At 69.5% G+C, this 23,969-nt stretch carries 21 protein-coding genes; 10 read left to right on the top strand and 11 right to left on the bottom strand.

Annotation, left to right across the window (positions count from 1 at the left end; translation table 11 throughout):
* Positions 1 to 54: 54 nt before the first annotated feature.
* From G9Q41_RS21815 to metG, 4 genes are all read right to left on the bottom strand, one after another.
* Positions 55 to 1,563, bottom strand: coding sequence for a resuscitation-promoting factor (locus G9Q41_RS21815; RefSeq protein WP_165631757.1), 1,509 nt, complete (start codon positions 1,561 to 1,563; stop codon positions 55 to 57).
* 515 nt (positions 1,564 to 2,078) lie between these two features.
* Positions 2,079 to 2,426 (bottom strand): transglycosylase family protein, encoded by a 348-nt coding sequence (locus tag G9Q41_RS06900; protein WP_092526409.1) that lies wholly within the window; start codon positions 2,424 to 2,426, stop codon positions 2,079 to 2,081.
* Between the two features lie 241 nt (positions 2,427 to 2,667).
* Positions 2,668 to 3,513 carry a TatD family hydrolase gene (locus tag G9Q41_RS06895; protein WP_092526406.1) on the bottom strand — a complete coding sequence of 282 codons (846 nt, stop codon included), beginning with the start codon at positions 3,511 to 3,513 and terminating at the stop codon, positions 2,668 to 2,670.
* Between the two features lie 282 nt (positions 3,514 to 3,795).
* Positions 3,796 to 5,592 carry a methionine--tRNA ligase gene (gene metG / locus G9Q41_RS06890; RefSeq protein ID WP_165631758.1) on the bottom strand — a complete coding sequence of 599 codons (1,797 nt, stop codon included), beginning with the start codon at positions 5,590 to 5,592 and terminating at the stop codon, positions 3,796 to 3,798.
* A 190-nt stretch (positions 5,593 to 5,782) separates the two neighbouring features.
* On the opposite strand from metG, the gene deoC reads away from it, so the two are divergent.
* The 3 genes from deoC to G9Q41_RS06875 are packed head-to-tail and all read left to right on the top strand — an operon-like array spanning position 5,783 to position 9,109.
* Positions 5,783 to 6,778 (top strand): deoxyribose-phosphate aldolase, encoded by a 996-nt coding sequence (gene deoC / locus G9Q41_RS06885; RefSeq protein ID WP_165631759.1) that lies wholly within the window; start codon positions 5,783 to 5,785, stop codon positions 6,776 to 6,778.
* Positions 6,775 to 8,223, top strand: coding sequence for an aldehyde dehydrogenase family protein (locus G9Q41_RS06880; RefSeq protein ID WP_165631760.1), 1,449 nt, complete (start codon positions 6,775 to 6,777; stop codon positions 8,221 to 8,223). The genes deoC and G9Q41_RS06880 overlap by 4 nt, the downstream gene beginning before the upstream one ends.
* A complete protein-coding gene (locus G9Q41_RS06875) occupies positions 8,216 to 9,109 on the top strand; it encodes an aldehyde dehydrogenase family protein (protein WP_175455153.1) in 894 nt (297 codons plus the stop codon). The genes G9Q41_RS06880 and G9Q41_RS06875 overlap by 8 nt, the downstream gene beginning before the upstream one ends.
* 96 nt (positions 9,110 to 9,205) lie before the next feature.
* Here the strand turns inward: G9Q41_RS06875 and G9Q41_RS06870 are convergent, their stop codons facing one another.
* The 3 genes from G9Q41_RS06870 to G9Q41_RS06860 all read right to left on the bottom strand — a co-directional run bounded on the left by G9Q41_RS06870 (position 9,206) and on the right by G9Q41_RS06860 (position 11,379).
* Positions 9,206 to 9,847 carry a hypothetical protein gene (locus G9Q41_RS06870; protein ID WP_165631761.1) on the bottom strand — a complete coding sequence of 214 codons (642 nt, stop codon included), beginning with the start codon at positions 9,845 to 9,847 and terminating at the stop codon, positions 9,206 to 9,208.
* Positions 9,844 to 10,179: a PadR family transcriptional regulator gene (locus G9Q41_RS06865; RefSeq protein WP_165632091.1), complete on the bottom strand. Its 336-nt coding sequence runs from the start codon at positions 10,177 to 10,179 to the stop codon at positions 9,844 to 9,846. The genes G9Q41_RS06870 and G9Q41_RS06865 overlap by 4 nt, the downstream gene beginning before the upstream one ends.
* Before the next feature lie 618 nt (positions 10,180 to 10,797).
* Positions 10,798 to 11,379: an SMI1/KNR4 family protein gene (locus tag G9Q41_RS06860; protein ID WP_092526389.1), complete on the bottom strand. Its 582-nt coding sequence runs from the start codon at positions 11,377 to 11,379 to the stop codon at positions 10,798 to 10,800.
* Between the two features lie 304 nt (positions 11,380 to 11,683).
* Here G9Q41_RS06860 and G9Q41_RS06855 point away from each other — a divergent pair, with 304 nt between their 5' ends.
* Both G9Q41_RS06855 and G9Q41_RS06850 read left to right on the top strand, forming a co-directional pair.
* Complete coding sequence (locus tag G9Q41_RS06855; RefSeq protein WP_092526386.1) at positions 11,684 to 12,934, top strand: primosomal protein; 1,251 nt, start codon at positions 11,684 to 11,686, stop codon at positions 12,932 to 12,934.
* A 702-nt stretch (positions 12,935 to 13,636) separates the two neighbouring features.
* Positions 13,637 to 14,827 (top strand): hypothetical protein, encoded by a 1,191-nt coding sequence (locus G9Q41_RS06850; RefSeq protein WP_217637922.1) that lies wholly within the window; start codon positions 13,637 to 13,639, stop codon positions 14,825 to 14,827.
* Between the two features lie 315 nt (positions 14,828 to 15,142).
* Here G9Q41_RS06850 and G9Q41_RS06845 read toward each other — a convergent pair whose 3' ends face one another.
* The gene (locus G9Q41_RS06845; protein ID WP_165631762.1) at positions 15,143 to 16,444 is read right to left on the bottom strand and encodes a thymidine phosphorylase; all 1,302 of its coding nucleotides are present in this window, start codon (positions 16,442 to 16,444) and stop codon (positions 15,143 to 15,145) included.
* A gap of 149 nt (positions 16,445 to 16,593) precedes the next feature.
* Positions 16,594 to 16,986 (bottom strand): cytidine deaminase, encoded by a 393-nt coding sequence (locus G9Q41_RS06840; protein ID WP_165631763.1) that lies wholly within the window; start codon positions 16,984 to 16,986, stop codon positions 16,594 to 16,596.
* A gap of 557 nt (positions 16,987 to 17,543) precedes the next feature.
* Here G9Q41_RS06840 and sdhC point away from each other — a divergent pair.
* Genes sdhC through G9Q41_RS06820 form a run of 4 tightly spaced genes read left to right on the top strand, consistent with a single transcriptional unit; the run spans position 17,544 to position 21,026 of the window.
* Positions 17,544 to 17,978, top strand: coding sequence for a succinate dehydrogenase, cytochrome b556 subunit (gene sdhC / locus G9Q41_RS06835; protein ID WP_017976643.1), 435 nt, complete (start codon positions 17,544 to 17,546; stop codon positions 17,976 to 17,978).
* Positions 17,979 to 17,985: 7 nt separating this feature from the next.
* Positions 17,986 to 18,405 (top strand): succinate dehydrogenase hydrophobic membrane anchor subunit, encoded by a 420-nt coding sequence (locus G9Q41_RS06830; protein ID WP_092526377.1) that lies wholly within the window; start codon positions 17,986 to 17,988, stop codon positions 18,403 to 18,405.
* Between the two features lie 39 nt (positions 18,406 to 18,444).
* Complete coding sequence (sdhA, locus tag G9Q41_RS06825; protein ID WP_092526374.1) at positions 18,445 to 20,235, top strand: succinate dehydrogenase flavoprotein subunit; 1,791 nt, start codon at positions 18,445 to 18,447, stop codon at positions 20,233 to 20,235.
* Positions 20,235 to 21,026 carry a succinate dehydrogenase iron-sulfur subunit gene (locus G9Q41_RS06820; protein WP_092526371.1) on the top strand — a complete coding sequence of 264 codons (792 nt, stop codon included), beginning with the start codon at positions 20,235 to 20,237 and terminating at the stop codon, positions 21,024 to 21,026. The genes sdhA and G9Q41_RS06820 overlap by 1 nt, the downstream gene beginning before the upstream one ends.
* A 147-nt stretch (positions 21,027 to 21,173) precedes the next feature.
* On the opposite strand, the gene G9Q41_RS06815 is transcribed toward G9Q41_RS06820, so the two are convergent.
* Complete coding sequence (locus G9Q41_RS06815; RefSeq protein WP_092527989.1) at positions 21,174 to 21,401, bottom strand: hypothetical protein; 228 nt, start codon at positions 21,399 to 21,401, stop codon at positions 21,174 to 21,176.
* Between the two features lie 170 nt (positions 21,402 to 21,571).
* Here G9Q41_RS06815 and G9Q41_RS06810 point away from each other — a divergent pair, with 170 nt between their 5' ends.
* A complete protein-coding gene (locus G9Q41_RS06810) occupies positions 21,572 to 22,750 on the top strand; it encodes a D-alanyl-D-alanine carboxypeptidase family protein (protein ID WP_207630541.1) in 1,179 nt (392 codons plus the stop codon).
* Positions 22,751 to 22,888: 138 nt separating this feature from the next.
* Here G9Q41_RS06810 and G9Q41_RS06805 read toward each other — a convergent pair whose 3' ends face one another.
* A complete protein-coding gene (locus G9Q41_RS06805; protein ID WP_165631764.1) occupies positions 22,889 to 23,926 on the bottom strand; it encodes a YhjD/YihY/BrkB family envelope integrity protein in 1,038 nt (345 codons plus the stop codon).
* Between the last annotated feature and the right edge of the window lie 43 nt (positions 23,927 to 23,969).

Genomic DNA, 23,969 nt, shown 5'->3' with positions numbered 1-23,969 from the left:
CCGCCCGGGCCCGGAACGCTTCACGAGCGGATTCGCTCCCGCTCCGGGCGGGGATCAGGTCAGGCCGAGCTGCGACGCGCAGGACGGCCAGGCGCCGTAGCCCCCGCGCTCGTCGCGGACCTTGCTCGCGATCGCGATCTGCTGCTCCCGCGTCGCCTGGTGGGGATAGGCGGCGTACTGATCGCCGCCGTAGGCGTTCCAGGTCGACTTGTCGAACTGGATGCCGCCGTAGTAGCCGTTGCCGGTGTTGATGTGCCAGTTGCCGCCGGACTCGCACTGGGCCAGCTTGTCCCAGACACCGCTGTTCGGGGGCTCCTTGCCGCCGACCCGGACGACCTTCGGCTCGGCCTCCTTGGCCACGCGCTCGTCGATGGACTCGCGCTTGACCTCGTCGCCGTTGTGCTTGGTCACGCGGAAGAAGACGATCTTCTCGCCGGCCTGCCCCTGCTTCTCGACCTTGCGCTCGCCCTTGAGCATCGTGTCGTCCACGATCTCCTTGACCGGGGGCTCGATCGGCTCGCGGACGTTGATCGTGGAGGTGCTGGTGCGGTCGATCCGCACCTCGGCACCGTCGGTGATCTTCTTGTTCCCGCCCGGGGTGACCTCGTCGTCGCCGTCGACCTTGATGCCCTGCTGGCGCAGCAGCTCGTCAACGGTCACCGCCGTGGTGGTCAGCTGGCGCGGCTCCTCGCCGCCGTCGACGACACTGATCGACTTGGAGGTCTTGACCTCCAAGTTCATGCCGTCCTCCGGGACCTGCATGGTCCGCTTGGCCGACACCCAGGAACCGTCCGTGGGGACGCCGAGCTGCCGGAGCGCCTGTCCGACGGTCACCGAGCGGACCCACTCCTCGCGGGTCTCGCCGTCGACGGTGAGCTCGATCTTCCGGCCCTGATCGAGGGTGATGGTGTCGCCCTGCGAGATCTTGGAGTCGAGCGACGGGCTCAGCGCGTCGTGCTTGTCGACCTCGATGCCCTCGTCCTCGAGCACCTCGCCCACGGTCGACTCGTAGGTGCTGACCTGGTGCTCCTGGCCGTCGACCTCGAGGGTGACGGACTTGTCCATCGCGGCGGCGGCACCACCGGTACCTCCGATGGAGAGCACGACGGCGGCCACCGCGCTCTTGAGGAAACGGCGCTTCCAGGTGCTGATCGCCTCGGCGACTTCCGGGGACGGTTCCTCGAGGCTCTCCTCGGCTCCCAGCGTCTCGGGCAGCGAGAGCGGGGGCATGACCGTCGTCTCGGCGTTGAGCAGCTGGATGAGCTCGTCGACGTCGAGGTCGGCGTCGGCCATCAGGTCCTCGACGTCGGGGCCGAGCACCGCGTAAACGTCCTCGGGGGTGATGCTGAGGGTCCCCGAGGGCATGCTCGGGTGATCCTCCTGAGCCGGATAGGGCTGGTGGGTTCGGGTCTGCTCCTCTGGGCGGTCCAGCACACCGACGGCGGTGCGCGTCTCGGGCGCGACAGCGGGGGTGAACCAGTCGGTTCCGTCGAGCGAGTCACCCCAGTGGGCGGAGTGGTGGTCGATCGAAGCGTTCCGACCGAAATAGCCGCGTTCGTTCACAGGGTCGTTACCTCCCGAAGGCGGGAAGGCGCACCCGGGCGGGTTGGTCCGGCACGTCGAATCAACGTCCTGATCCCCCCGGCGGGCACGCAACCTTCGTGCTTCGTGTCCGTATCCGACTCCCGTAGCCAGCGCCGCCATAGTCCACTGCCGCTTCCGCGTCCACTTTCGACCCGGACCGCGCCAGCGGAACTACCCCGACGTACACCGGCGAAGACTGCGGGCGTAATCCATGACCGTCGTCATCGGTTTACGAGTTCGAGACTCTAGCGTGATGATCTGCGTGCTGCCAAGGACAACGAAATCGTTGTGATCCGAGTTACCGGACCGAAAATCGGCACCCCTGCGCAAGTGGTATCGGAAACACTCACCCGATCGGGCAAGACCGCGGGAACCGATCCGATTTCACGTCCCATTACGCGCAGATCTCGACACCAAGCGTGACCGGTTCGATTGTTTTGATAATACTTTTTCGCACCTTCGGACGATGCCGTCTCCGCGAGCACGAGCGATCGTCACCGCGGCAGCCCCAGCTCGCGGGCGCACGCGGGCCAGGCCCCGTAATCCCCGTGAGCCGCGCGGAGCTTCCGCGCCACGGCGATCTGCTCGCCCTTGGAGGCGTGGTGCGGGTAGTGGGCGTAGTGCTCGCCGCCGTAGGCCCGCCAGGTACTGCGCATGAACTGCAGTCCCCCGTAGTAACCGTTCCCGGTGTTGATGTGCCAGTTGCCGCCGGACTCGCATCGAGCCAGTCGTTCCCACACCCCGGTGCTCTCCCGGTGCTCGGCGACGGCAGCGGCCGGTGCGGCCGTGGTCGACACCGCCACGAGGACGATCACGATGCGAAGGACACTCCGAGTTGTCATGGCAACCTCTCCGCCGCGCTTCCGGTCGCGGAGAGCCGTCCGTCGTCAGCCAGTGCGACGGCGCGGTTCCCGAGAGGATGCCCAGCCGATCACAACTCCGTACGCTGCGATGATCGGCCCACCCCTCGTCCCGGTCGGCTCTCCATCCCGGCTTCCACAATGGACGGTAGGAGCACACTGCCACGGCGCAACTCGACGCGCTCGCACCTGATCCTCTTTGCCTGCGAAGCGTGATCAGTACTCAGGAACCCACTACACGATCGAGTTGGAACACTCGTTCGGCGGTGGTAGACACGGCCACTGCCAGTTCCTCGACCGACTCCCCGCGCAGTTCGGCAAGGTCACGAACGGTGTAATTCACGCAGTACGGTTCGTTGGGACGTCCGCGGAAGGGGTGCGGCGCGAGGAACGGAGCGTCCGTCTCCACCAGCATCTGCCCGGCCGGAACCGAGGCCGCCGCCTCCCGGAGTCCCCGCGCGTTCGCATTGCGGAACGTCGCGGTCCCGGCGAAGGACAGGACGTAGCCCGCGTCGACGCACCGGCGGGCGAACTCGGCGTCGCCGGAGAAGCAGTGGAAGATCACCGTCTCGGGAGCGCCCTCCTCGTCCAGGATGCGCACGATGTCCTCGTGCGCGTCCCGGTCGTGGATCATCAACGGCTTGCCCGTCTCCTTGGCCAGCCCGATGTGCCACCGGAAGGCCTCCTGCTGCGGTTCGGGCGGGGAGAAGTCCCAGTAGTAGTCCAGCCCGGTCTCCCCCACCGCGACCACGCGCGGATCGCGCGCGAGCTCCCGCAACGTCTCCCGCTCGGTCTCGCCGAAGTCCTTCGCCCGGGTCGGGTGCAGCGCCACGGCCGAGTGGACGCGTTCGTCCCAGTGGGCGGCCTCCACGGTCCAGCGCGCCGAGTCGAGATCGTCGGCGACCGTCACCACGCGGCCGATCCCGGCGGCCTCGGCGCGGTCCACCATGCCGTGGACGTCCTCGGCGCTCGAGGCACCGCAGGCGTCGAGATGGGTGTGCGCGTCGACCACCGGAACCGAAAGCGGTTCCGGAGCCGGAGGCGGTGTTCGCTTGTCGCCCTTGCTCACTTCGCTTTCCCCTCGCAGACGTTCATCGGAACGGAGACGACCGCGCCGTTCACCGGGTCCGTACCGGTGCCGGTGCGTCGACGGCTGGCGTAGTGCTCCCGACGCGGCGAGCGCCGGAACACGCCCCGAGCAGCTCGCGCCGCCGCGGGTTCTCCCGTGGTGCTCTCGCGAGGACGGCCGGAGACGTTGTGCAGGTCGCTACCCGATGTCGGGACACCCGCAGCGAGAGCCCGCGAGAGGTTCCGCCACGCAACCACCTGAGCCGGGGGAGAACGGCAAACCTCAATCGGTGCGGAGCGGGGCCCAGTCCGGACCGGTCTCGGCCAGTTCGGGATCGAGCTTGCCGAACAGCGGGGTCGGCTTGCTCAACGGCCTGCCGACCGGGATCGGCTCGGACTCCCAGCTCGCCTGCTCCGCGGAGTAGTCGCCCGTCAGGATCGGGTAGGAGCGCTCGGCCACGTCCAGATCGGCCACGTCCTCCATCCGCGGCTGGGCCGCCCAGGTGCCGCTGCCGCCGAGCAGCTCGTGAACTCGCTGGGCCGAGTGCGGCAGGAACGGGGTGAGCAGCGTGTTGGCGTCCGAGACCACCTGCAGCGCGGTGTGCAGGATGGTGTCCCGCCGGTCCGGGTCGTCCTTGCGCTTCCAGGGCTCCTGCTCGGACAGGTACTTGTTGGCCGCGGTGACCACGCGCATGGCCTCGTGGGTGGCCGCGCGGAAGCGGGACCGCCGCAGATGCCCCCCGACCACGTCGAAGGCCCCGCGCGCCATGGTCTTGAGCTCCTCGTCCGCCTCCCGAGTATCACGCGGCTGGGGGACAGCACCCACGTTCTTGGCCGCCAGGGAGACGGCGCGGTTGACCAGGTTCCCCCACTCGTTGACGAGCTCGAAGTTGATCCGGCGGACGAACTCCTCCCAGGTGAAGTCCACGTCGTGCGTCTCGGGACCCGCCGCCGAGATGAAGTAGCGCAGCGCGTCCGGGCCGAACTCGCGCACGAAGTCCCGCACGTAGATCACGGTCCCCCGCGAGGTGGAGAACTTCGACCCGGTCATGGTGAGGAACTCGCTGGAGGCGATCTCGGTGGGCAGGTTGAGCTCCCCGTAGGGACCTGGCGTGCCTCCCCGGTCACCCGAGCCGTTGTGCCCCATCAGCAGGGTGGGCCAGATCTGGGCGTGGAACGTGATGTTGTCCTTGCCCATGAAGTAGACCCGCAGGGCCTCCGGGTCGTTCCACCAGGCGCGCCACGCCTCCGGGTCACCGGAGCGGCGGGCCCACTCGACGCTGGCCGAGAAGTAGCCGATCACCGCGTCGAACCAGACGTAGAGCCGCTTCATCGACGGCTCGTCCCAGCCCTCGAGCGGGATCGGCACCCCCCAGTCCAGGTCGCGGGTGATCGGCCTGGGGCGCATGTCCTCGACGAGGTTGCGCGTGAAGTTCAGTACGTTGGAGCGCCAGTCGGTGCGCGTGGACAGCCACTTGCCCAGCGAGTCGGTGAACGCGGGCAGGTCGAGGAACAGGTGCTCGGTCTCCACGAACTGTGGAGTCTCACCGTTGATCCTGGACACGGGGTTGCGCAGCTCGGCCGCGTCGATCTGGTTGCCGCAGTTGTCGCACTGGTCGCCGCGCGCCCCGTCCTGGTCGCAGATCGGGCAGGTTCCCTCGATGTAGCGATCCGGCAGGGTGCGGCCCGTGGAGGGACTCACCGCGCCCGTGGTGGTGCGCGGAACTATGTAGCCGTTGTGGTACAGCGCGCGGAAGATGTCGCGCACCACCGCGTAGTGGTTCCCCGTCGTGGTGCGGGTGTAGAGGTCGTAGCTGACCCCGAGCGAACGCATGTCCTCGGCGATCACCCGGTGGTACTTGTCCACCAGCTCGCGCGGGGTGATCCCCTCCTTCTCGGCCTGCACCAGGATGGGGGTTCCGTGCTCGTCGCTGCCGGAGACCATGAGCACCTTGTTCCCGGACATTCGGTGGTACCGCGCGAAGACGTCCGAGGGGACACCGATTCCGGAGACGTGACCAATGTGCCGCGGCCCGTTGGTGTAGGGCCACGCCACGCCAGTAAGCACGGAGGTACTCATGGTTCACAGCCTACGTACCCCTGCCCCAGGGCATCGAACGGGTTTGGGGTAAGCGGGCGCGCTCGGCTGCGCGGTGCCCCGGACCGCGCCGCGGACGGCTCCTGCGACCGCGCACCACGCCGTGAGCAGCGAGCACGACGACGGCGCGGCGCGAGTGTTCCGCACGCGATCACGGGCTTAGACTGCGGCCATGGCCGATTCGCCGTCACCGAGCCGAGCCGGGCCCCAGCACGTCCCGGCCCGGCTGCCTCCCGACCTCGCCGACGCGGCGCGCGGCGGGGCCACCCTGGAACGCTTCCTGCACGGGCTCGCCGGCGTGGACCGCGTCGGGCTGGAGCAGCGCGCGGCTTCGCTGGCCACGCGCAGCGTCAAGAAGGACGCCAAGCTGCGCGCCGTGGACGCGGCCATCGGCATGATCGACCTCACAACTCTCGAGGGGGCCGACACCGCGGGGAAGGTGCGCGCGCTCGCGGCCAAGGCGCGCAACCCCGACCAGCAGCACGCGGGCACTCCCCCCGTGGCCGCGCTGTGCGTGTACCCGGATCTGGTGGCCGACGCGGTCACCGCGCTGGGGGACTCCGGCATCGGGGTCGCCTCGGTGGCCACCGCCTTCCCCTCCGGGCGGTCCACCCTGCGCGCCAAGCTGGCCGAGGTCGAGCTCGCCGTGGACTCGGGGGCCGGCGAGGTCGACATGGTGATCGACAGGGCGGCCTTCCTCTCCGGGCAATACGCGCAGGTCTTCGACGAGATCAAGGAGGTCAGGGCCGCCTGCGGCGGGGCCCACCTCAAGGTGATCCTGGAAACCGGGGAGCTCGGCACCTACGACAACGTGCGCCGGGCGAGCTGGCTGGCCCTGCTCGCCGGAGCCGACTTCGTCAAGACCTCCACGGGCAAGGTATCCCCGGCCGCGACGCTGCCGGTCACCCACGTGCTGCTGCAGGCGGTGCGGGACTGGCGCGAACGCACCGGACAGCTGCGCGGGGTCAAACCGGCCGGTGGCATCCGCACCACCAAGGACGCGATCCGCTACCTCGTCGCGGTGCACGAGGTGGCCGGTCCCGAGTGGTTGAGCCCGCTGCTCTTCCGGTTCGGCGCGTCCGGCCTGCTCAACGACCTGCTGATGCAGCGGAGAACGCAACTCGACGGCCACTACAGTGGCCCCGACTACGTGGCGGTGGATCTGTGACGGAGCCGAGTTCTGACCCCTGGGGTTACGTCCCCGCCCTCGAATCCGCGGAACTGGCCCGGCTGCGGGACGAGTACCGGCTGTTCGTCGGTGGTTCGTTCGTCGACGGCTCGGGCGAGCCGACCACCGGTGTGAACCCGGCCACCGCGGAACGCCTCGCCGAAGTGCCGACGACCACCGAAGCCGATGTGGACCGGGCCGTGGCAGCCGCGCGGGAGGCCTTCCACGACGGCTGGGGCCGCCTGACGGGCACCGAACGGGCCAAGTACCTGTTCCGCCTGGGCAGGCTGCTCCAGGAGCGCACCCGCGAGCTCGCGGTGCTGGAGACCCTCGACAGCGGGAAACCGGTGCGGCAGGCAGGCGAGTTCGACCTCCCCAACGCGGCCGCGTACTTCCTGTACTACGCGGGCTGGGCCGACAAGCTGGACTACGCGGGTTTCGGCCCCTCCCCGGAACCGCTCGGCGTCTCCGGGCAGGTGCTGCCGTGGAACTTCCCGCTGCTGACGCTGGCCTGCCAGGTCGCCCCCGCGCTGGCCTGCGGGAACACCGTGGTGCTCAAACCGGCCGAGACCACCCCGCTCAGCGCGCTGGTCTTCGCCGAGCTCTGCGAGCAGGCGGGACTTCCCGCCGGAGCGGTCAACGTGATCACCGGGGGAGCCGGGGTCGGTGACAGGCTGCTCACCCACCCCGAGGTGGCCAAGCCGGTCTTCACCGGCTCCACCGAGGTCGGCAAGCGGGTCCAGCACCGGTTGGCCGGAACCGGCAAACGCCCCGCGCTTGCGCTGGGCGGCAACGGCACGAACATCGTCTTCGCCGACGCGGCCCAGGAGCAGGCCGTTCAGGGCGTGGTCGACGGTGCTTTCTTCAACCAGGGCAACGTCTGCGGAGCCGGGTCGCGACTCCTGGTCGAGGAGTCGATCGCCGCCGAGTTCGCGGAGCGGGTGCGGGAGCGGGTGCGCGGCCTGCGGGTGGGCGATCCGCTGGACCGCAACACCGACGTGGGGGCCCTCAACTCCGCGGCCGAGCTGGATCGGATCACCAGGCTCGTCGAGGCCGGCGAGGCCGAGGGGGCCGAGAAGTGGACCAGCCCCTGCGCGCTGCCGGGGCGCGGGTACTTCGTCGCGCCCACCGTCTTCTCCGGGGTGCAGCAGTCGATGCGCCTGGCCCGGGAGGAGCTCTTCGGACCGGTGCTGTCCGTGCTGACCTTCCGCACGCCGCAGGAGGCCGTCGGCAAGGCCGACAACACGCCGTACGGTCTGACGGCCGGGGTGTGGACCGAGAAGGGCTCCCGCGCGATGTGGACGGCACGTCAACTGCGCACCGGTGTGGTCTGGGCGAACGCGTTCAACGGATTCGATCCCACTGCCCCGTTCGGCGGCAACCGCGAATCGGGTTCCGCCCGCACGGGTGGACAAGCGGGTCTGGAGGCCTACCTCGATGTCTGAAGGTGAACAACCGGTGAGCGGACGGGAGCGGGTGACGGTGCCCAAGACCTACAAGCTCCACATCGGAGGGACCTTCCCCCGGTCCGAGTCCGGCCGCGTCCACGCCGTCGAGGCACCCGACGGCCGTTTCCTCGCGAACGCGGCCATGGCCTCGCGCAAGGACCTGCGCGACGCCGTTTCCGCCGCGCGGAAGGGGTTCGAGACCTGGTCCGCGGCGACCGCGCGGAATCGCGGCCAGGTGCTGTTCCGCGTCGCCGAGATGCTGGAGGACAGGCGCGAGCAGTTCGCCACCGTGGTCGCCGACTCCGAGGGGGTCTCCCGCGAACAGGCGGAAGCCGCTGTGGACGCCGCTGTCGACCGGGTCTTCTGGTACGCGGGCTGGACCGACAAGCTCGGAACCGTGCTCGGCGGCGCGAACCAGGTTTCCGGGCCCCACACCTCCCACTCCGCGCCGGAGCCCCTCGGGGTGGTCGGCGTGCTGGCTCCCCGGCGCTCCTCGCTGCTCGGGCTGGTCAGCGCGCTCGCTCCGGTGATCGCGGTCGGCAACGGTGCGGTGGTCCTCGTCGACCGCGAGCGCCCGTTGCCCGCGGTGACGCTGTGCGAGGTGTTGGCCACCTCCGACGTGCCGGGCGGGGTCGTCAACGTGCTCACCGGTGACGTGGGCGAGCTGGCTCCGTGGCTGGCCGCGCACGCCGATGTGAACGCCCTGGACCCGAGCGGGGCTCCGGAGGAGCTCCGCGCCGAGCTGGAGCGCAACGCCTCCGGAACGGCGAAGCGGGTGTTCGACGCCCCCGTCGCGGAGCCGGACTGGAGCCGTGACCCCGGTTTGCGGCGCATGCGCGCGTTCACCGGCCTGAAAACGGTGTGGCACACCCTCGGGACCTGATCCCCGGAGCGCCGGAGCGGTCCGGGGACGTTTCGCGGGCGGGGTCGCGAGAAGCGCGGGGCCGGGCGGTCACCTGTCCGAGGTCGCCCGGCGGGCTCACGAACCCCCGCGAGCACTGGTCCTGGGATCCACGATCCAGTTCTCGCGGATGAACCGAACCAGCAGGGCAACCGTGCCGAGCAGGAGCACCGCCGCGACGACGAGGGCCAGCGGGCGCGGCATCGTGAACAGCACCTGCTCCGCACCGACCGCTCGCTCGACCGCGTTCGCCACGAACGGTGCGAGCACCAGCGTCGCCAGCGCCCCCAGCCCGAACCACAGTCGCCGCCCGGTGCTGCGGAGTTCGGTCGCCGCGCGCACGGCCAGCAACAGCGGCACCACCAGCAGCGCCAGCAGGACGAGGATGCCGAGCAGCTGACCGATCGTCAGCGCGACCTCGCTCGTGGTGACGGCGGAGGTCACCAACTCCGCACCGCACAGCGCCAGCGCGCAGACCAGCAGCACGCCGGGGCGCAGCACGGCTCGCCGGGGTGAACCACCGGCCGGACCGAACTCCTCGGCCACGCGCGCCGCGTACTCCCCGGGCATTCCGAACGCCTCCACCGGGTCCTCGCCGCTCTCCGCCACGTGGGTCTCCACCTCGGCCAGCACGTCGCCGATCCGATCCCCCGGCACATCGCGCACCCGCAGCGCGAACATCAACTCGTTGCGGTACTTCTCCGACGACTCCGCGGTCATGAGCTCATCCCCCGTTCGAGTACAGCGGTGGCGTTCTCGGCGAACTCGGTCCACAGCGGCCCCTGCTCGGCCAGCACCGCGCGGCCCTGCTCGGTGAGCAGGAAGAACTTCCTGCCCGGCCCGCCCGAACCCGCTCGCCACTCGCTGCGCACCAGACCTTCCGAGTCCAGGCGATTCAGCAGCGGATACAGCGTTCCCGGCTTCATTCCGGGCAGTCCTGCCTCGTCGAGGCGCCGGACCAGCGTGTAGCCGTAGTCCTCCCCGCTTTCGGCCAGCAGTGCGAGCACGGCCAGATCCAGCACACCGCGCAGCCACTGCGTCTGCCGTTCCACTGGCTTCTTCTCCGACACGACTAGAAAGTAGCACCGATTAGTATGTCTCGCCAAGTAGTAGCTCGACACGAATAATGCCGATCGCCTTCGCACGCCCGCCCCACCGGGCCGCCACGAGAATCCGAACGGGAATTCCCGGCGAAAAGGAGCCCCTCCGACGCAGGCGCCTGCGCGCCCGGGCAGTCGGCACCGCCGCGAGCAGCACGAGCTGCTACGAAAACCCGGGGAGGAACTCCCCGCGCAAGGCTTCCGCTCAACGCAGGCGCTGTGAGCCCGAGCAGTCGGCACCGCCGCGGGTTCTCAGTGAGGGTCTCGCGAGGACAGCCTCGACGTTGTGCAGGCCGCTACCCGATGTCGAGGCACCCACAACGAGGCCCCACGAGAAGCTCCACCACGCAACCACCAACAAGCCAGTCCCCGAAAAACCTGCCACCCCAACGCAGGCGCTGTGAGCGCGAGCAGTCGGCACCGCCGCGGGTTCTCAGTCGAGGGTCTCGCGAGGACAGCCTCGACGTTGTGTAGGTCGCTACCCGATGTCGAGGATCCCGCAGCGAGACCCCGACTGAGGTTCCGCCAAGCGACCACGCACCCAGGCCGACCCCGCCGACCCCAAAAACATCAGCGGATTTGCCAATCGAGCCTTCCGTCCTCGGTAACCACGGCGCGGCTGTAGCCGGCCGAGGCTCCCTCGGTGAGCGCGCGGTGAACATCGGCCAGCAGCGTGGCGAGGTCGGGCCACACCGGTGGGCCGACCCGGGCGACCTCCTGCTCCCACTCCAGCACGCATCCCCGCAGCGGGCCGGGGCGCAGGTCGATCACCAGCTCGTCGGCGAAGCCGTCCCCCGCGATGGGCAGCCAGGCCGGGTGGAAGCTGTTGCCCGCCGAGCCCGCGTAGTAGTCGCAGGCCGGGCGTTCCCACTTGCTCGTCCAGGTGCTCCGGAAACCGGACCAGACCCGCCAGGCCCCCGCGACGCTGTACGGTGTGTAGAACGGGGGGAGCACGTCGATCAACGTGCCCTCCTCGGCTCCGCCGCAGCAGGACCACCATTCACGCAACTGCTTGGGCAGGCTCAGCGCGAATTCGTCCTCGTAGGCGTCCAGATCCGGCGCCGGGACGGCCTGCTTCAGCGCGGCCGCCGTCGCCGGGGCGTACTCGGCGAGCCAAACCGTGATCTTGGTCCACAGCAGGGTGACATCCATTCGATTCATGATCGTCCGAACCGCCCCCGCGTGGGTACCGCCAACCGTGACCGGTTGCCGGTCCACCCTCCGCTCCGCGCCTGCGGAGCCGCGCCGGAGGGCACCGTCACCGGAATCCCCGCGACCGGGACCTCAGCCCCACGAACCCGGTGGGAACGCTCCCACGGGTGGCACCGTCGAAGCGGGGCAACGGGCAAAGGTAGCGTAGTGCGGACCGCTTCGACACGGTACGCCACCGTACCGATGATCAATTCCCATCCCGTAGGCTTCGGCAGCGTCTGCTTCGGCGACCGGAGGTAGCAAGATGGCGCAGGACATCGTCCCGATCGAGCTCGGGCTGCCGCAGGGCGATCTGGTCACCCTCTGGGCTCCCCGATGGCGCGAGGAAGGCGAGGAGTGGGAAGCCTTCCTCGGCCACGACGAGAATCTGTACGCGTTCCCCGACCCCGCTCACCTCGCCGCGTTCGTCAGGTCCGGCGCGGACAACGACCTGGACGACCACCCCGCGTGGCACGTGGTCCCCGCGCTGTCCGCCGTGGACCTCAGTCCGGACGAGGACCACCAGTACGACCTGGTCGGGGTTCCCGAGCTGGTGGCCGAGCCGCCGGACACCTGGACCATCAACGAGCTCTCGGAGATCGTGGAGATGGCCCGCTCGCTCGCCGAGGTGTGCGAGCTCGAGACCGTCACCGAGATCCTGCAGGCCGCCGAGGGCTTCGACCTGCTCGACGAGGGCACCCTCCCGTTCAGCGGGAAGGAGGGGCAGCGCCGCTGGAAGCGGCTGTGCCAGGTCGTGGCCGAACGGTGGGACGAGCTCCTCGACGCCATCGACGCCGTGGTGACCACCCCCGAGGTGGACTCCACGGCCGTGGCGACCGCCGAGAGCGAACTCGCCGAGGCCTTGGAGAGCGACGACGAGAACGCCTCGGCCACCAGCTCCGCCGAAGCCACCGAGATGGACGAGGTCAGCTCCACTCCGGAGGAAGAGGACGAGGAGGAGCCCGGTTTCTGGCGGGAGATCGGCATAGACCCCATCCGGATCATCACCGGTGGCTCGGAGTACTACTCGCTGCGCTGCTACCTCGACGACGAACCGGTCTTTCTGGGCTCGGACGGAAGCATCGACGTGTGCACCTCACCGCGGGCGCTGGCGCGCTACCTGGCGGAGGACAAGGTCGACAACTCCGACCTCGCGCGCGTGGCCACCTGGCACCGGATCAAGAGCAAGGCCACCGCGGGGGAGCTGGAGGTGGAGGTCGAGCAGGACAACACCTATCTCCTGGACGGGCTGGACAACGATCTCGCCGAGGGGCCTTCCGAGGTGGATCCGACCCAGCTCGACCTGGCGGAGGAGCTGCTCTACGACGCCGCGGTCTGGGCCGGGGACGAGAGCGTGGACGCGGCACTGCACCCCTCGGAACGCCTCGGCTGGATGGTCTCCTTCGTGCTGCGCCCGGACCCGAACCGACTGCCTCCCACGCCGCCGTTCGACGACGAGGTCGCCAAGTGGCGCGAGCTCGTGGAGGGGTTCGAAGCCCGGTTGCGCGTCCACTGAGCGAGTTCCGCCCCTCGGTTGTCCCGGGTGGTCGCTTGGCGGAACCTCTCGCGGGCTCTCGCTCCGGCCAGGCCCGACATCGGGCAGGCACCTCGGGAGTTCCTGTTCGGGGGTTCGGCGGACTTCGGGGTGAAGCGTTTCCCGATTTTTATTCACGCACTGTTTTGTCCGAAAGCCCTTCCTCCGGGGGCGAATCCCCCTTCCGGGAGTAACCGGCAGAGCGACGAAGCCCCCGAACAGGGAAAAAGTCCACGCTTCCCGCCGCGGCCCGCGCAGCGTTACCGCGATGCCGATTTCACACCGTCGCGATCTGGCTCACGCACCGGGAGGAACCCCTCCCCGCGAGTGATCGCGAGCTAGTACTGTGGACGGTGTGTGGCTCGCTTCCGAAAACATCCGCGGGGCCCCGGGTCCACCGGGCACCGCCGAAAGTCCCACGTTCGGGGCAGGAGCACGCGCGCCACGCACCCGGGACGTTCGCCGGGTCTCCTCCCGTCGAACGAGTCCGGTCCGGACAGTTCGGGAAACTTTTCGGGGAGCACCAGTGTTGATCAGCGAAAAGGCACAATCCGCTCCCCCGAAAGGCGGAACGACGACCACCGCATTCGTGAAAAATGCCGGGGGGTGTCTGCCGAAGAGGCGGCCCACTCGCTACGCTCCACTAGTCCTCTCCCTCCCCCTCGACGAAGGACGACCTTTGCCGTGAACGAGAACAGCCAAGACACGGTGTCGTTCGACCGTATGCGGAACATGCTGACGCGGGCAGCGGAGATCCGCGAAAGCGAACAGCAGCAGATCTTCGACGCTCTCGACGAGATCAACGCCCGGATGTCGCCGCTGGAGTCCCTCGGCTCCGTACGCAAACGGCTGTCCGAGCTGCCCGATCGCACCGAAGTCAGCGTGCTCGCCGAACGACTCGACGAGGCACTATCCAAACTGGAGTCCCAGGAAAACGCGATCGCGGGGCTCAACACCCAGGTCGAAGGACTCGCCGACAAGCTCTCCAAGCCGTTCGCCCAGCTGGACGGCCGACTCGACGGGATGGCGGGCCGTTTCGACGGCGTCACCGGCCGGATGGACGGTCTGGAGGAAAAGCTCGCGCACGTCCACCAGCGTCTCGAAGAGCTGGGTCAGCACCTGGACAAGCAGGACACTCGCCTCGACGAGGTCCCCGGTTCGGTCCAGGAACCGCTGCGGGAGCGTCTCGAGCAGATGGAGACCAGTCTGCGCGGGCGGTTCGCCGAGATCGACGAGGGCGTGCACGAACATCTCGACGGCACCAGGGAGTCGTTGCAGCGCTCGGTGACCGAGGCGGCCCAGGAGGTCCGCAACGGTGTCGGGGAGAGCATCTCCGAGAGCTCCGAGAAGATCAACGGCAAGTTGGACTCGCTCGCCGAGCGTCCCGCGGTGGACCCCACCGAGCGGTTGCAGCAGCTCGCCGACCGGCTCGAATCACTGGCGGGCCGCCTGAACGAGGTCTCCGGTCGGATCGACTCGGTCGAGGAGAACGTCAACAACCGGATCGACTCGGTGGAGAGCGGAGTCACCGAGCGGATCGGCGACGTCAGCAGCACGCTCAGCAACGACCTGTCGCAGCTGCAGGGCACCCTCGCCGAACGCCCCGACTCGGAGTCGCTGGACTCGCTGGTGCGCAATGCCAACGAGGAGAGCGAGCGCAAGCACGCCGGGCAGCTCGACGAGGCCATGGCCACCTTCGCCGAGCTGATCCTCGGTGGTGGAGCGGCACCCAGCAACAACAACGCCGCCGTCTCCCCGCCGACCACGCTGCCACGTCAGCAGCGCCGCGGTCGGTCCAAGAGCGCCAAGCGGGAAGCGGACAAGCAGGGCGGCACCGAGGACCCCGACGACGACTACACGGCCGACACGGCCTGAGGGAGGTCTACCCGTCCGGGCCGTGGTGGGTGACCGCGCGGCGGAGCACCTCGTCGGCTCGGGATCGGTTCCGACGTCGGCCGGTGCCGCACCGGTCGTCGCTTGCGAGGGATCGCGTGGGGAGCGAGTCCCGCCGGAGCTGCTCCGGCGGGATCACCCGCATGCGACAACTCCCCTCGTCGGAGGCGCGCGTCGAGCGGCCGCTCACGCCGAGTCGTGAGCGGTTGACTCAGCAGCGGGCGGGTCCGAGCGGGGGCGCCCCTCCCCGCCGCAGCTCGGTCGGCCGAGAACGCGTGGGTCGGTTCGCAGCCGGTTTCACGTCTCACTCCCGCCCGTGCGGCGTTCGAGCACGACCGGCTCCGGATCAACCGGACCGTCGGTGACCTCGCAGGCCCCCTCCAGGGCTGCCAGTGCGCGTTCGAAGGCCTCCGGGGTGTCGGTGTGCAGCTCCAGCAGGGGTTGACCGGACTCCACCCGCTCACCCGGTTTGGCCAGGCAGCGCACTCCGGCCCCGTGTCGCACCTCGTCCTCCTTGCGCGTGCGCCCCGCCCCCAGCCGGGAAGCGGCCACCCCCACGGCGTAGGCGTCCAGCGCGGCCAGCCACCCCGTGGCGGGAGCGGGAACCGTGCGCACGTGGGCGGCTTCCGGCAGCTCCGCGTCCGGATCCCCGCCCTGGGCCCGCACCAGGTCCTCCCAGCGGGAAAGTGCCCTTCCGGAGCTCAACACCTCGGCCGGATCCACCCCGCTCAGGCCGCAGTGGTCGATCATCTCGCGAGCCAGCGCGAGCGTCAGCTCGGTGACGTCCGCAGGCCCCTCCCCGCGCAGCACCCGCACGGCCTCGGCGACTTCGAGGGCGTTGCCCACGTTCCGCCCGAGCGGGGTCGACATGGGGGTCAGCAACGCGCTGGTCCGCAGGCCGGTGGCGGTTCCGATCGAGATCAGGGTGTCGGCCAGCAGCGCGGCCTCGGCGCGCTGCTGCACGAAGGCGCCCGAACCGCACTTGACGTCGAGCACCAGCGCGTCGGTGCCCTCCGCCTTCTTCTTGCTCATTATCGAACTCGCGATCAGCGGGATCGACTCCACGGTCCCGGTGACGTCCCGCAGCGCGTACAGCTTGCGGTCGGCCGGTGCGATGCGCTCGTCGGCCGCGCAGATGACGGCCCCCACCTCCTCGAGGTTGCGGCGCAGCTCCGCGGCGGACAGCCGGGCGCGCCAGCCCGGCAGGGACTCCAGCTTGTCGAGCGTTCCTCCGGTGTGGCCGAGTCCGCGCCCGGAAAGCTGGGGCACGGCCGCTCCGCACGCGGCCACCAGCGGGGTCAGCACCAGGGTGATCTTGTCGCCGACCCCTCCCGTCGAGTGCTTGTCCACCGTCGGGCGCTCCAGCCCCGCCAGGTCCACGACCTCGCCCGAGTCGACCATCGCCCTCGTCCAGTCCGCCGTCTCCCGCTCGTCCATCCCCTGGAGCAGGATCGCCATGGCCAGGGCCGACATCTGCTCCTCGGCCACCTCGCCCCTGGTGTAGGCCTCGAGCACCCAGGAGATCCGCTCCGCGGAGAGCCTGTGCCCGTCTCGCTTGGCGCGAATGATCTCGACGGCGGTGTGGGCGGTGTGCTGCATCCGAGAGCTCCAGCGGACTCCTCAGGGGCGTTATCCCCCGGCACTGCGAGCCGGGGGACCAATCATTACCCGATCTCGGCTCCGGACGCGAGGTTCGCGGGGCAGGAGCTGCTGCGCCACCCCGGTGCGGACCGGTTCGACGACCGTGCTCAGGTGGACATGCCGAAAGCGCGCGGCAGCAGTTGCCGCATGGGCAGGACGTCGTCCGGGGTGTCCACCAGGCACTCCGGCCCGCCCAGCTCGTGGAGGAGCTGCCTGCACCTGCCGCAGGGCATCATCAGGTTGCCCTGCCCGTCCCTGCAGGACACGGCTACCAGGCTTCCGCCCCCGGTCATGCGGAGCTCTCCCACCAGAGTGCACTCGGCGCACAGCGTCAGCCCGTAGGAAGCGTTCTCCACGTTGCACCCGACGATCACCCGGCCGTCCGTGCAGCGCGCCGCCGCCCCCACCGCGAGGCCGGAGTAGGGGCAGTAGGCGTGCTCGGCCGCGAAAGTCGCCGCGGCCCGCAACGCGGGCCAATCGATCGAGTCCTCGTCAGCCACGTGTTCCTCACCCCCGCGTTCGCTCGGAGACACCCTCAAGATAGCCGCTCACCGGAGTGAACGCCCCGTGCTCGCCCCGCAGCAGCGCACTCCGCCGGTCCGCACCGCTGATCCGCTCGCTTCAACCCTCGATCGGGTGGCATTCACCGCGGCCGGAACCGTTCCGCACCGCTGCCCGCCCGATCGCCACGTCGCCCGCGGAAGTGAAATATGTCAACATCCGCCCAGAACCGGGCTGCGCACGGACGTGGCCGCGTGCGCGGCCACGACGGGGGTGATGCGGATCTCGCGCGGGCGGGATTGACGATTCCGGAGCGGAGCCCGCTTCCCCCGTTTTTCGGCATCTACATCGATCAACCCGCCCCGTTCGGCTGTCTACTCGATCACAGCGGGCACATGCGAGTAGGACAGGCGAACTCCGCGGGTCTAGCATCCCATGGGTCAAGGGTCCGTTCGGGTAATCGGCACGGGCGTGGACGCTGCGACCACGGGCCGATCCGCGCTACAGCCACCGGGACGGATCCAGAGTCCACCAGCGACGTTGGAGGCCTTCCGTCATGGCCAGCACAACCGCCACCGCGGCGGAGGGGCAACCGCGCGAGAGCAGGCCTCGCGCGAAGGGCACCCTCTACCGCGGCGACCTGGGCATGTGGTCGTGGGTCGCCCACCGGATCACGGGCGTGCTCACCTTCTTCTTCCTGTTCGTACACGTACTGGACACCGCGCTGGTGCGGGTCTCGCCGAACGCGTACGACACCGTGATCAACACTTACAAACACCCGCTGATGATCGTGTTCGAGCTCGGCCTGCTCGCAGCGGTGCTCTTCCACGCCTTCAACGGGATCCGCGTCATGCTCGTCGACTTCTGGGCCGAGGGGCCGAGGTTTCAACGGCCGATGCTGTGGACCGTTCTGGTGCTCTGGCTGGTGCTGATCATCCCGGCCGCCATCAGCATGATCACTCGTGCCGTCACGGAAATGTTCGGGGGCTAGTACCACCATGACCACCACAGAAGCACCACTTTCCGTCGACAAGCCGCGTTCCTCGGCACGTCCGGCCGCCCGCCGCAGCAACTTCGAGCTCTACAGCTGGATCTTCATGCGGTTGTCCGGTGTCGTGCTGCTGTTCCTCGTCCTCGGACACATGCTGATCATGCTGTTCCTGGAGGGCGGGGTGCACCGCATCGACTTCGCCTTCGTGGCAGGCCGCTGGGCCTCCCCGTTCTGGCAGGTCTGGGACCTGCTGATGCTGTGGTTGGCTGGTCTGCACGGCGGAAACGGACTGCGTACGGTCATTAACGACTACTCGCGTTCTGACCATACCCGCTTCTGGCTGAAGATGCTGCTGTACTGCTCGATCGTGCTGACCGTGGTGTTGGGGACGTACGTGCTGTTCACCTTCGACCCGAGCATCAGCTGACGGCGCCCGGACAGCAGGCGACGAGCCAAGGAGACCACCATGCAATTCCACAAGTACGACGTGGTCGTCGTCGGTGCGGGCGGCGCAGGAATGCGCGCCGCGATCGAGTCCGGCCAACGCGCCCGTACCGCCGTGCTGACCAAGCTCTACCCGACCAGGTCGCACACCGGTGCCGCCCAGGGCGGGATGTGCGCCGCCCTCGCCAACGTCGAGGAGGACAACTGGGAGTGGCACACCTTCGACACCATCAAGGGTGGTGACTACCTGGTCGACCAGGACGCGGCCGAGATCATGGCCAAGGAGGCCATCGACGCGGTGCTCGACCTGGAGAAGATGGGGCTGCCGTTCAACCGCACCCCCGAGGGGCGCATCGACCAGCGCCGCTTCGGCGGGCACACCAGGGATCACGGGAAGTCCCCCGTGCGCAGGTCCTGCTACGCGGCCGACCGCACCGGGCACATGATCCTGCAGACCCTCTACCAGAACTGCATCAAGCACGGCGTCGAGTTCTTCAACGAGTTCTACGTCCTGGACGTCAACATGACCACCGACGCCGACGGCACCCAGCGGTGCACCGGCGCGGTGGCCTACGAGCTCGCCACCGGCGAGATCCACGTCTTCCAGGCCAAGTCCGTGATCTTCGCGACCGGCGGTTTCGGCAAGGTCTTCAAGACCACCTCGAACGCGCACACCCTGACCGGCGACGGCCTGGGCATCGTCTACCGCAAGGGCCTGCCGCTGGAGGACATGGAGTTCTACCAGTTCCACCCGACGGGCCTGGCCGGGCTGGGCATCCTGATCTCCGAGGCCGTGCGCGGCGAGGGCGGCATCCTCCGCAACGCCGACGGCGAACGCTTCATGGAGCGCTACGCCCCCACCATCAAGGACCTCGCCCCGCGGGACATCGTGGCCAGGTCCATGGCCATGGAGGTGCTCGAGGGACGCGGCGCGGGCCCGAACAAGGACCACGTGCTGCTGGACGTCACCCACCTCGGCGAGGACGTGCTGGAGAGCAAGCTCCCCGACATCACGGAGTTCTCCCGCACCTACCTCGGTGTGGAGCCGCTGAACGAGCCGGTCCCGGTCTACCCGACGGCCCACTACGCGATGGGCGGCGTTCCCACCAACGTGGACGCCGAGGTCCTCGCCGACAACGAGAGCGTCGTTCCCGGGCTGTACGCCGCGGGCGAGGTCGCCTGCGTCTCGGTGCACGGCTCCAACCGGCTGGGGACCAACTCCCTGCTGGACATCAACGTGTTCGGCAGGCGCGCGGGAATCGCGGCCGCCGAGTACGCCAACAGCAACGACTTCCTCGAGCTCCCCGAGGAACCGGCCAAGCTGGTCGAGGGAATGGTCAACCACCTGCGCACGGCGGAGGGCGGCGAGCGCGTCGCCAACATCCGCACGGCACTGCAGGAGACGATGGACGCCAACGCCTCGGTGTACCGCACCGAGGAGACCCTCAAGCAGGCGCTGTCGGACGTGCAGCTGCTCAAGGAGCGGTACGGCCGAGTGGCCGTGCACGACAAGGGCAAGCGCTACAACCACGATCTCCTGGAAGCCATCGAACTGGGCTTCCTGCTGGATCTGGCCGAAGCTCTGGTCAACTCCGCGTTGGCCCGCAAGGAATCACGTGGCGGACACGCGCGCGAGGACTACTCGACGCGCGACGACACCAACTTCATGCGGCACAGCATGCAGTACAAGCAGTTGCCCGACGAAGAGGACCCGAACGCACCGCTCGGGCTGACCGGCTTCCGCTCGGACATTCGCCTGGACTACAAGCCCGTCACCATGACCCGGTACCAGCCGATGGAGCGTAAGTACTGATGACCGCCCCCACGAAGAACGCGAACAGCGAGACCGCGGACCTCCCCTCGGACGCCCCTCCGATCCCGGAGGGCGCCACGATGGTCACGGTCAAGATCGAGCGGTACAACCCCGAGGTCGACGACGACCTGCACTGGGAGTCCTACCGGATCCCGGCCATGCCGAGCGACCGCGTGCTCAACCTGCTGCACTACATCAAGTGGTACATCGACGGGACGCTGACCTTCCGGCGCTCCTGCGCCCACGGTGTCTGCGGCTCGGACGCCATGCGGATCAACGGCGTCAACCGGCTGGCCTGCAAGGTCCTGATGAAGGACATGTTCGCCAAGAAGGGCGAGACCACCCTCACCGTGGAGCCGATCAAGGGCCTGCCGGTGGAGAAGGACCTGCTGGTCAACATGGAGCCCTTCTTCGAGGCCTACAAGGCGATCAAGCCCTACATGGTCACCACCGGCAACGACCCGACGCGCGAGCGGTTCCAGTCGGTCGCCGAGCGGGAGCGCTTCGACGACACGACCAAGTGCATCCTGTGCGCGGCGTGCACCACCTCGTGCCCGGTGTACTGGTCCGAGGGCTCCTACTTCGGCCCCGCGGCGATCGTCAACGCCCACAGGTTCATCTTCGACAGCAGGGATGAGGCCGCCGAGGAGCGCCTGGACATCCTCAACGACATCGACGGGGTGTGGCGCTGCCGGACCACGTTCAACTGCACCGACGCCTGCCCGCGCGGCATCCAGGTGACCAAGGCGATCCAGGAGGTCAAGCGGGCCCTGATGTTCCGCAGGCGCTGAGCGAGCCCCCTCCAGCGCCGAGCGTCCCCACCGGCCCCGCGTGGCGCCCCCGTTCCGGGGGTGGCGCGCGGGGCCCGTCCTTCCGGAAGCCGCTGCCCGGCGCCGGTTCACGCGGAAGCTCCCCGGCTCCGGGCAGCAACGAGTCGCTCAGTCGCGCGCTGCTCGGTAACCGCGCCACCCGAGCACACCGATGATCGTGCCCAGCACGAGCGAGACGGTCGCGATCACCAGGTGCACCCACAGGAAGGGCGTCGGCGACCCGCCCGACCAGGAGTCCTCGCTGGCGAGGATGTTCTTGAAGAAGGTCGGCCACAGCACCCACGACCAGACGCCGAAGGCGAGCAGGAACAGTCCCATACCACGTGAGATACGCACGCCCTCAGTATCGTGCTGTGCCCACGCCCACAGCATCGTGGGGTCCGCTCGGCGGATTCGCGTTCCCGCCCACCTGATCTAGGCTGACTCGCGTGCCCCCAGCAGTGCCCACGGCAGCGCCCCCGGCGTCCGGCCGCGTCCCACCGGCTCTCAGGTGCCTGCTCGCGTCCATGACCGCGCTGTCCCTGCTGGCGCCGCCGTCCCTCGCCGCCGCGGACGCCCGGAACCACCGGGAAGCGGGCGCGGCCTGTTCGAACGCCACGCTGCCCCCGTCCCCCGTGGACAGTTCCGAGGTCCCTCCACCGGGCGAGCCCACCCCGGATCCGCTGCCGGTGCCGGACGAGCCGCCCGGCGGGGAGCGGATGGGCGCCTGCGGGGTCGTGGCACCACCGCAGGCACCTCCCCCGCCCCCGGAGGTGGGGGCGAAGGGCTGGGTGGTCGCCGAGCTGGGCAGCGGCGACGTGCTGGCCGCGCGGAACCCGCACGGCAGGTACCGCCCCGCTTCGGTGATCAAGATCCTCACCGCGCTCGTCGCGGTCCGCGAGCTCGAGCTGTCCGACGAGATCACGGCCACCCGGGCCGACGCGGCTACCGAGGGCAGCTCGGTCGGCCTCGAACCGGGGGTCACCTACACGGCTCGTCAGGTGCTGACCGGACTAATCCTGCAGTCGGGCAACGACGCCGCGCACGCTCTCGCGCGCGAGCTCGGCGGGCGGCGGGAAACCGTGCGGCGGATGAACGAGCTGGCCCGGCGGCTCGGCGCGACCGACACCAGGGCCGCCACCGTGTCCGGACTGGACGGACCCGGGATGAGCACCTCGGCCTACGATCTGGCGCTGATCCTGCGCGCTGCCATGGCCAACCCCGAGTTCGCGGAGATCGCGAGCACCCGTCGGGCCGAGCTGCCCACTCCCCCTGGGCAGCCGCCGCTGCGCATCGCCAGTGACAGCGATGTGGCCATGAACTACCCCGGGGCCCTGTTCGGCAAGACCGGTTTCACCGACGACGCCAGGCACACCAGGGTGGTGGCCGCCGAGCGCGGCGGGCACCGGCTGGTCGCCGTGCTGCTGCGCGGGGAGCACCGCCCGGTCGAGATGTCCGAGCAGGCCGCCGCGCTGCTGGACCACGGGTTCCGGCTGACCGAGCGCGGAAAGGTGGGCGAGCTGGCCGCGCCGCGCACCACCACATCGGCCACTCCCGACGCCCGGCGAACCGCGGAGTCCCCGCGGCAGGCCGCGGGCTCCGACGAATCCCGCGGGATCCCTCCCGTCCTCGGCTTCCTCGGCACGCTGCTGGCCGCCCTGGCCGTGCTGACGACCGTGGTGCTGCACCGGAGGAAGAGCCGCTGAACCGAAGCCCGCGGAGAGCGCACGCGGATCGGTTCGCTCGGGTGGTTCCGCGGGGAAACCTCACTCGGGGGTTCGCTGCGGGTGCCCGGACATCGGGCAGCGCCCCCGCGCGGCCCGCACCGCCTGCGCTCCAGAACGTCAGCGGCGTCCGCGGGTCAACCACCCGAGCAGCACACCGAGCCCGAACATCCCGAGCACGGCACGTGCGCCGCCCCGCTGCCCCACCACGGGTCTGATCACGGCAGGCGGGGGCGGTTCCGGGGAGAGCATTCGCAGGTTCGCCCCCGCCGAGGCCGTCCACGCGGTCACGAACAGCAGGAACCGGGAGGTCAGGTAGGCGAAGACCAGCAGGCCGAGTATCGGACCGAAGGCGGCCGCGGCCGGGGAGCCGCTCAGGCTGTTCAGGTAGAGCACGCCGACCTGCTTGAGCACCTCGAAACCGACGGCCGCGAACAACGCGCCCCACACCGCCGTCCGGAGCACCACGGGCTTTCTGGGCAGCCTGGCCAGCACCCACAGGAACACCAGCCAGCTCGCGGCCAGCGACAGCAGCAGGGCCAGCACCCACAGCACGAAGTCGGCCGCGGCGGTGTTCTCCACCCCGGCCATCCGGAACAGCATTCGCCCCACACCGCCGCCAAGGGCGCTGATGCCGAACGAAACGACCATGGCCAGCCCCAGCCCGAGCAGGGCGGCCAGATCGGCGAGCATCCGGCGGGGCATGGACATCGCGGTGGGCCCCTGCCCCCACTGCGCGGTCAGCGCCTCACGCAGGTTGCTCATCCAGCCGAGACCGGAATAGAGGGCGGCCAACAGCCCGATGATCCCCACGGCGCCCGCCTGCTCGATCGACTCCTCCACCACCCCGTTGACCAGCTCGCTCAGCTGGGCGCTGGGCACGGACTCGGCGATCGAGCCCTGGAGGCGCTCCAGCAGGTCCGGGTTGCTGGTGAGCACGAAACCGGCGATCGCGAAGGCGATCATCAGCAGCGGCACGAGCGCGAGCACGCTGAAGTAGGTGATCGCGGCGGCGTAGTAGTCCCCGTAGTTCCGCTGGTAGCGCTGGGCCGCTCGGACGAGGCGGTCGAACCACGGGTACCTGCCGCGCAGCCGTTCGACCCTGCCCGGTGCGGGGCTGCGCTGCGCGGCACGTCCGGGCTGACTACGGTCGGCCACTGCTCACCTCCGCACCGTCGAACTTCGGTGGAAGGCTACCCCA

It is taken from the genome of Actinopolyspora sp. BKK2, assembly GCF_011291845.1.
Classification (GTDB): Bacteria; Actinomycetota; Actinomycetes; order Mycobacteriales; family Pseudonocardiaceae; genus Actinopolyspora; species Actinopolyspora saharensis.
This window is presented reverse-complemented; position numbering and strand designations above follow the sequence as displayed.